Origin of the sequence: Candidatus Pantoea persica, from assembly GCF_013753875.1 — a bacterium.
GTDB lineage: Bacteria > Pseudomonadota > Gammaproteobacteria > Enterobacterales > Enterobacteriaceae > Pantoea > Pantoea persica.
Window position 1 is genome coordinate 1 of the sequence record NZ_SMDS01000009.1, and the last position, 4,859, is coordinate 4,859.

Here is a 4,859-nt window from a genome sequence, read left to right on the forward strand (position 1 = left end):
CGGAATTGGTAGACGCGCTAGCTTCAGGTGTTAGTGTCTTAACGGACGTGAGGGTTCAAGTCCCTCTCTTCGCACCAGGCAAATGAAACAATAAAAATTATCGGCGAGTAGCGCAGCTTGGTAGCGCAACTGGTTTGGGACCAGTGGGTCGGAGGTTCGAATCCTCTCTCGCCGACCAGGTTTTATAAACCTGCCTGAAAAAGCAGTTTTTTTTCGTCTGGAGAAAATGCACGCTGTGGGTTGGGTGCTGACGCGCTGCGTTGTTTAATACGCTCCCGGCATTTTTGTTCCCGTCTCGGGGCGCTTTGCGGCTCCATCCCTATCATTCGGATTTCAAGCGCTGTTGCGGCTTAGGGAAGAAAGCGGTTGGAGACTGATAGCATATTGATTATAAGTGGCTTTATCAGATTGATCTTTCCTTATCTCTAAAAAGAGACAGCCAACCCAATATTTGTCGTCTGATACAGACAATATTAAGTCACCTGTAAATATCGATGTTTTATCTATTTGAAAAATAATTATTTATTTGCTACCCGGCAGATTGGCACGCTTTGTGTGAGTGGATGTTCATTCCACATCTTATGTCTGCTGATGCTGCATAAACTTAGGAATGACGCAGAGCCAATTTTGGGTACCTGTTGTCTGCCTGCATCGCTAACGCCTTACAGGGTCAACAGACACACCGTTGGGTCGGTGTACCATATGGTTGTCTTACCGACCTGATCTTATACCTGCCCCTGGCCGGTATTTTTTTGTCTTTAAAAAGGGCAAAAAAGCCGGGCAAGCCCGGCGTAAACAAGTAACAACAACATTAAGCGTTCGGGGTGTTTTTCAGAGTCAGCAGCAGGCCCTCGCGACGCATTTTTGCGGCCTCTTCCGGGCGGTGCATTCGGTCATAGGCATCGGCCAGCCACGCGTAGTCGTAGGCGTCAGGATACTGCGCCAGTGCCTGCTGGAACGCCTCGGCTGCCTGCTGCCACTCGCCGTGATGCATCAGCATCTGTCCCAGCGTGCTGTGCAGTAACGGCGTGGCGCCATGCTGTTTAATCTGCTGATGCAGCGCTTTCTCCAGCGCTTCGGGATGCGCACTTTTAATGCGCGGCATCAGCCGCACCAGACGGTCGTCATAGTGGCGCTTTAACCCGTCCAGCACGATCTCCTGCGCGGTATGATGATCGTCGCACTCAATCAGATGGTCAGCCATCGCCACCTGCAGCGCTGTTTGCTGGCGCGTTTTGCGGCTCAGATTTGACCACCAGCGCTTCAGGCCATCGCTGCCCTGATCGGCCATCGCCTGATTCATCAGGCCCAGCCAGGCCTGCTGTTGCAGATCGGTGCGGTGCTGCTCGTCGCCCACCTGCGCTTTTTCCATGGCGGGCAGAATATCCGTCAGCGCGCCCCATGCCCCGGTGCGCACGTAAGCCTGCTCCGCTAGGCGCAGCACTTCCGGATGACGCGGCGCGACCTCCAGCAGGCGGTCAATGCAGTGGCGCGCGGCGTGATCTTCGTTGCGCGCCAGCTGAATGCGTGCGCGCGTGATCTCGACCGGAATCACATCGTTGTCCGACAGTTCCGCGGCGCGATCAAGGTGCTGATTCGCACGGATTTCGTCGCCGCGCTGCTGGGCCGCCTCGGCCGCCAGCAGATAGTTGGCTACCGGCACTTCAGCGTGGTCGGCGTCTTTCGACAGCAGTTTTTCCACCTGACGGTGATCGCCTTCCGCCAGCTTCATCAGCGCGGTCTGGGTATGGCGCTGTGCGCGGCGGCGCTTACGTCCGGTAAACCAGCCGCGCGTGCGGGCGCCTGTACGGAACAGACGACGCAGAAGCCACTCGACGCCGAGAATAATTAGCAGGCTGACAATCAGGATAATCGCCAGCCCGGTGACGCTGGTTTCGATATTCCAGTTATCCGTCTGGATCAGCACGTAGCCCTGATGCCCGGCGATCATTGGTCCGACCACGATGCCGGCGATCAGCAGAACAAAGAGGATAAATACCTTAAGCATGGGCTCAGCCTCCTTGCTGGTCAGCGGCAACGGAAGGCTGCGCAATCAGGTTCCGTACGCGCGTCTGCATCAGCTTATCTAGCAGCGGCTGGCTTTCCAGACTGTCGGGCAGATTCATATTGATGCTCTGCTGACTCAACTCATCCAGCTGCGCTAGGAAGGCTTTGGTGGCGAGATCGTTTGTGTCGTACCAGGCGCGCACCCAGCTGAAAACGGTATCGATAGACTGCTTATAGATTTCGTTCTGATGGCGCGGCACCGCCTGAGCGGCAATCAGCAGGCGCGAACGGATGTTTTCGCGCAGATAGACATCCTGATTCGGTGCTAACAGCGGCTGCGCCGTATTGTCCCGACGACGGATGGTAATAAAGTCATCCATAAAGTTGTGCCAGCTTTTCACTAGGTTCTGGCGCCATTCGCGCAGTGACGAGGTGAGTTCGCCGCCGTCGCTGTCCATCGGCGCGTCATCGCTGTCATTGTCCGCCAAGCGCAGGTTGTCGACGCCGTTCGACAGCTGGTTCAGCTTGAGGATAATGCCGTCATAGTCGATCTGGTCGATGGCGGCGAGGGTGCTGATATCCTGCGTCAGTGCGCGGCGCACGCTGATCACGCTCGGATCGTTCATATCTGCCAGGCTGGCATCGGCGCTTTTCAACAGCGCCGCCGTCGTGATGGCGTCTTGATCGCTCCAAAGCTTGCGGCCCGCCAGTTTGACCAGGTAATCGGCCTGCGACATCAACCAGGCGTTCACGTCATTGCCGGAAATAGTGGCGACCTTGTCGCGCAGTGTCTCCAGCTCTTTCGCCATGGCGGCCTGCTGTGCGCGCGCGTCGTCCAGCGCACTCTGCGTGCTGCTCAGCTGCTGTTTATCGCTGCCCGCTTGCTGCTGCAAGGAGTTCAGCCTGTCGCTCAGGCTCTGATTCGCCTGCATTTGACGTTCAGCCTGATGTTTCCCGTTAAGGTAAAGGCCCGCGCCGATCGCTAGGGCGACGACAATCGCCACTGCGCCCAGCACCATGCCACCGCTCTTTTTGCCGTGCGGCGAGGTCTGGCGAGGAGAAAGCGACGTATCTGCCGCTGGCGTTGTCTCTTCAACCGTGGCGGAGGTCGTTTTTTGTTCCGTCATCTGTGGCACATCCCATGATTAAGTTCAGCGTAACGCGCGAAGCAGCGCATCGTTATCGGCACCATCGGCTACCTGAATATCCTGCCAGCCTAGTTCACTGGCCAGCGTAGCCAAACGTTCGCTGACGACGATCAGTCGACAGCCCAATAACCATTCCTCGCGATCCACCGCGGGGAACAGAGAAAACAGCTGTTGTAACATTTCACCGCTGGTGACAACCAGCGTTGTAATGTTGCGGTTGCGCCAGCGCCGACCTTCAATGGCGCCGTCATAGTGCTTCTGACAGCACTGATAGCACTGGCTGAACGCGACCTCCGCGCCGCGCGCGGTGAGGGTATCAGCCAGCAGCTCGCGTCCCGGATCGCCTCGCAAAATCAGCGCCTTCTTACCCGAGACTCGCTGCAGGGCGGTCAGGCGGATCAGCTCTTCGCTGGTTTCATGCGCCCGCGGGTAGTCGATATGGCGGCCGCTGGCGGTGTGAAACGCCAGCGCAGTGCTGCGACCAATTGCATAATAGTCTACCTCGGCGGGCCACGCCGCGTTGTGACGCGCCAGCGCAGGCTGCGCATAATGGATAACCTGTTGGGAAAGCAGGAAAACCAAATCGCCCTTGCGCAGTGTGGCAAGCTGCTGCGGCAGACGAGCAAGGTCATCACCCGGCGCAAACTCAATCAGCGGCAGGCTCCACGCCGTGCGGCCAAGCGCGCGCAGGCGGGTCACCAGCGCGCTGGCTGCGGGTTCCGGACGCATGACCAGGATGGTCATGCAGGCGGCTGTCCCAGGTAGACGTCGCGCAGAATATCGCGCGCGCCCTTGCTGAGCAGTTCTTCCGCAAGGGAGATGCCCATCGCTTCCGCGTCCGCCCGCGGGCCTCGACGCTCGCCGCGTACCATCATGCTGCCGTCCGGCGCGCCCACCAGCCCGTGCAGCCAGAGCTTGTCGCCCTCCAGCAGGGCGAAGCTGCCGATCGGCACCTGGCATCCGCCTTCCAAGCGGGTGTTCATGGCGCGCTCGGCCCTGACGCAGACAGCAGTCTCTTCGTGGTTCAGCGCGCTGAGCAGGTCGATAAGCACGCTGTCGTCGAGACGGCACTCAATGCCGACCGCGCCCTGGCCGACGGCGGGCAGCGAGATTTCCGCCGGCAGCGGCTGGCGGATGCGCGACTCCAGCTCCAGGCGCTTCAGGCCGGCCGTCGCCAGAATAATGGCGTCATATTCGCCGGCGTCGAGTTTCGACAGGCGGGTGCCGACGTTGCCGCGCAGCGAGCGAATCACCAGATCCGATCGACGCTCGCTGATCTGGCTCTGGCGACGCAGGCTGGAGGTGCCAACTATCGCGCCCTTCGGCAGTTCATCGAGCGAGCCGTAGCGGTTCGACACAAAGGCGTCGCGCGGATCTTCGCGCTCGCAGATGGTGACCAGCCCTAATCCTTCGGGAAACGCGACCGGCACATCTTTCATAGAGTGGACAGCGAGATCAGCGCGATTTTCCAGCATCGCCAGCTCAAGCTCTTTGACAAACAGCCCTTTGCCGCCCACTTTCGCCAGCGGCGTATCGAGGATAATGTCACCCTTAGTGACCATCGGCACTAGTTCGACGCGCAGGTCCGGATGCGCGGCCATCAGGCGCTGCTGGACATAATGTGCCTGCCAGAGCGCGAGGGGACTTTGTCTTGTAGCAATTCTGAAAATTTTGTCTAACATGCTGTTAACCGTTTTGATCGTT

The 4,859-nt window shown here is 58.7% G+C and carries 4 protein-coding genes and 1 tRNA gene; 1 reads left to right on the forward strand and 4 read right to left on the reverse strand.

Annotation, left to right across the window (positions count from 1 at the left end; all coding sequences use genetic code 11):
- The first annotated feature begins 101 nt into the window (after positions 1-101).
- Positions 102-178: transfer RNA gene (locus EIO60_RS01930), tRNA-Pro, on the forward strand.
- Positions 179-811: 633 nt separating this feature from the next.
- Here EIO60_RS01930 and hemY read toward each other — a convergent pair.
- From hemY to hemC, 4 genes are read right to left on the reverse strand one after another with little or no spacing between them, the layout of a single operon-like run.
- The gene (gene hemY / locus EIO60_RS01935; protein ID WP_258575768.1) at positions 812-2,008 is read right to left on the reverse strand and encodes a protoheme IX biogenesis protein HemY; all 1,197 of its coding nucleotides are present in this window, start codon (positions 2,006-2,008) and stop codon (positions 812-814) included.
- A 4-nt stretch (positions 2,009-2,012) separates the two neighbouring features.
- Positions 2,013-3,134: a uroporphyrinogen-III C-methyltransferase gene (gene hemX, locus EIO60_RS01940; RefSeq protein ID WP_258575769.1), complete on the reverse strand. Its 1,122-nt coding sequence runs from the start codon at positions 3,132-3,134 to the stop codon at positions 2,013-2,015.
- A gap of 24 nt (positions 3,135-3,158) precedes the next feature.
- Positions 3,159-3,899, reverse strand: a complete 741-nt coding sequence (gene hemD / locus EIO60_RS01945; RefSeq protein WP_258575770.1) for a uroporphyrinogen-III synthase — start codon at positions 3,897-3,899, stop codon at positions 3,159-3,161.
- Positions 3,896-4,837: a hydroxymethylbilane synthase gene (gene hemC, locus EIO60_RS01950; protein WP_258575771.1), complete on the reverse strand. Its 942-nt coding sequence runs from the start codon at positions 4,835-4,837 to the stop codon at positions 3,896-3,898. The genes hemD and hemC overlap by 4 nt, the downstream gene beginning before the upstream one ends.
- Between the last annotated feature and the right edge of the window lie 22 nt (positions 4,838-4,859).

Excerpts from the sequence above, each read along its gene's own strand:
- hemY (WP_258575768.1), bottom strand. The coding sequence starts at position 2,008 with ATGCTTAAGGTATTTATCCTCTTTGTTCTGCTGATCGCCGGCATCGTG.
- hemX (WP_258575769.1), bottom strand. The coding sequence starts at position 3,134 with ATGACGGAACAAAAAACGACCTCCGCCACGGTTGAAGAGACAACGCCA.
- hemD (WP_258575770.1), bottom strand. The coding sequence starts at position 3,899 with ATGACCATCCTGGTCATGCGTCCGGAACCCGCAGCCAGCGCGCTGGTG.
- hemC (WP_258575771.1), bottom strand. The coding sequence starts at position 4,837 with ATGTTAGACAAAATTTTCAGAATTGCTACAAGACAAAGTCCCCTCGCG.